General features: G+C 77.8%; 1 protein-coding gene. It reads right to left on the bottom strand.

Annotated features, from left to right (window positions below):
- Window positions 1-3,206, bottom strand: a 3,206-nt coding sequence (locus GT045_RS23705) for an SDR family NAD(P)-dependent oxidoreductase (RefSeq protein WP_161335366.1), incomplete at both ends; no start/stop codon positions are given.

Below are 3,206 nucleotides of genomic sequence, written 5' to 3'. Positions count from 1 at the left end.
CTCGCGCGGGGCGAGGTCCAGGCGGGCCGGCAGCAGCACCGGCTCGCCGCGGCCCACCGCCGTGTCGAACAGGGCGAGCCCGGCCTGCGCGTCGAGGGCGAGCACGCCGCCGGAGGCCATGCGGCGGGCGTCGGTGTCGTCGAGCCGGTCGGCCATGCCGCCGCTGCCCGCCCAGGCGCCCCAGGCGAGCGACACCGCGGGCAGGCCGAGCGAACGGCGGTGCGCGGCGAGGGCGTCCAGGAAGGTGTTGCCCGCGGCGTAGCCGGACTGGCCTGGGCTGCCGAGGAGACCGGCCGCGGAGGAGAACAGCACGAACGCCGTCAGCGGTCGGTCCCGGGTCAGTTCGTGCAGGTGCCAGGCCGCGTCCACCTTCGGCCTCAGGACGGCGTCCAGCCGCTCGGGGGTGAGCGAGGTCAGGACGGCGTCGGCGAGCACACCCGCGGTGTGCACCACGGCGGAGACCGGATACTCGTCCAGGACCCGGGCGAGCGCGCCGCGGTCGGCTGCGTCGCAGGCGACGACACTCACCCGCGCGCCGAGCGCGGTCAGTTCCGCGGTCAGCTGCGCCGCGCCGGGTGCCTCGGGCCCGCTGCGGCTGAGCAGCACCAGCCGCTCCGCGCCGTGGGCGATGACCAGGTGCCGGGCGACGAGGCGGCCCAGGGCTCCGGTGCCGCCGGTGACGAGGACGCCTCCCGAGAAGCCGGCCGGGCCGGGGTCGGTCGACCGCGGGGCGCGCACCAGCCGGGGCACGCTCACCGCGCCGTTCCGCAGGGCCAGTTGGGGCTCGCCCGAAGCGACGGCGGACGGCAGCAGGCGCCGGGAGGCGTCGGTGTCGTCCAGGTCGGCGAGGACCAGCCGGCCGGGGTGCTCGGACTGGGCGGAGCGGATCAGGCCCCACGCGGCGGCGGCGCCGGGGTCGGTGACCTCGCCGGGGCCGGTGGCGCCCCGCGTGGCCACCACCAGGGTGCTGTCCGCGAGGCGGCGGTCGGCCAGCAGGTCCTGCACCTGGTCGAGCAGGCTCAGGACGCCGGCCCGGATCGCGTCCGCTCCCGCGCCTCCGGGGTGCAGTACGACGAGCGTGTCGGGGGCGGGTCCGGCGGCCTTGCCCAGGTCGGCCGCGACGGTGACCTCGGCGACCTCTCCGGCCAGGGCACCGGCCAGTTCCTCGCGGCCGGGGCCGAGGACGATCCACCGCCCCGCCTGCGGGGCCGCGGGCACCGGCACGGGCGTCCAGTCGAGGGCGAACAGGTCGTCGTGCCCGCCCGCCGCGGCCGCCGCGGCCGCGGCGATCCGCTGCGGGTCCACCTCGCGCAGCGAGAGGGAGGCGACCTGGGCCACCGCCCTGCCGTGCTCGTCGGCGGCCTCGACGCGCACGGCGTCCGGGCCGGCCGGGGAGATCCGCACCCGGAGCGCGGTCGCGCCCCGCGTGTACAGCTCCACACCGCTCCAGGCGAAGGGCAGCGCCATGCGCTCCGCCGCTGTGGCACGCAGCCCGACGGCGTGCAGGGCGGCGTCGAGCAGTGCCGGGTGGATGCCGAACGCGGCGGTGCCGGCGGGGACGGCGACCTCGGCGTACGCCTCGTCGCCGCGCCGCCAGGCCGCGCGCAGGCCCTGGAAGCGGGGCCCGTACTCGGCGCCCAGTTCGGCGAGCCGGTCGTAGACGCCGTCCAGGGCGACGGGTTCGGCGCCGGGCGGCGGCCAGGCGGTGAGGCCGGGGCCGGGCCGCTCGCCGGCGGGCCGCAGCAGGCCGGTTGCGTGTGTGGTCCAGGGGTCGTCGTCGCCCGTGGCGGCGTGCACGCGGAAGGCGCGCGCGCCGGCGGCGTCGGGCTCGCCGACCGTGCACTGGAGGCGGACTTCGCCGTCCTCGGGCAGGACCAGCGGTTCGGTGACGGTAAGGTCCTCCACCGCGCCGCAGCCGGCGCGGGCACCGGCGGCGAGCGCCATCTCGACGAAGGCGGTGCCCGGCAGCAGCGGTACTCCGCCGACGCTGTGGTCCGCCAGCCACGGATGTCCGGCGAGGGAGAGACCGCCGGTGTACAGGGTGCCGCCGCCGTCCGCGAGTTCCACGGCGGTGCCGAGCAGCGGGTGGCCGGCGGTCTGGCGGGGCAGGCCGGGGTCGCCGGTGGTCCAGTAGCGTTCGCGCTGGAAGGCGTAGGTGGGCAGGTCCGCACCGTCGCGGTGGGGCAGCAGCGCCGTGAAGTCGACGGGGCTGCCGTGCACGTGGAGGGCGGCGATGCCGGCGACCAGGGACTCGGTCTCCTCGCGGTCCTTGCGCAGCAGCGGGACGACGGCCGTCCCGTCGGGCAGGCACTCGGCGGCCGCCGCGGTCAGCGCGCTGCCCGGGCCGACCTCGGCGAAGTGCCGTGCGCCGGCGTCGTACAGGGCGGTGACGGCGTCGGCGAAGCGGACGGCCTCGCGGGCGTGCCGCACCCAGTACCCGGGCGCGGACAGCTCGTCGGGGGCGGCGGGGGCGCCGGTGAGGGCGGACACCAGCGGGATGCGCGGTGTGCCGTAGGACAGTGAGGCGGCGACCTCGTGGAACTCCGCGAGCATCGGTTCCATCAGGGCCGAGTGGAAGGCGTGGCTGACGGCCAGCTCCCTGGTGCGTCCGAAGCGGGCGGCCAGGGCGCGGGCCGGTCCGGCGGGGCCCGAGACGACGACGGACGTCGGCCCGTTGACGGCGGCGATGTCCACTCGGTCCCCCAGCAGGGGCGCGACCTCGTCCTCGGCGGCCTGTACGGCGATCATCGCGCCGCCCTCGGGCAGGGCCTGCATGAGGCGTCCCCGGGCGGCGACGAGGGTGCAGGCGTCCGCCAGGCCGAGCACTCCCGCGGCATGGGCGGCGGCGAACTCGCCGACGGAGTGTCCGGCGAGCAGGTCGGGCCGTACCCCGAACGACTCCAGCAGCCGGTACAGGGCCACTTCCACGGCGAACAGCGCGGGCTGGGTGTACTCGGTGCGTGCCAGCAGCTCGGCGGAGTCCAGGACGTCGGCGAGCGGGCGGCCGAGCAGCGGGTCCAGGTGGGCACGGACCTCGTCGAAGGCGGCGGCGAAGACCGGGAACGCCGCCGCCAGGCGGCTGCCCATGCCCGGCAGTTGTGAGCCCTGGCCGGAGAAGAGGAAGGCGAGCCGGCCGTCGGTGGCGGTGCCGAGGACGCCGGTGTGCGGGGCGCGGCCCCCGGCCACGGCCCGGACGCCCGCGGTCA

The organism is Streptomyces sp. SID486 (assembly GCF_009865385.1).
Lineage (GTDB): Bacteria > Actinomycetota > Actinomycetes > Streptomycetales > Streptomycetaceae > Streptomyces.
This window is presented reverse-complemented; position numbering and strand designations above follow the sequence as displayed.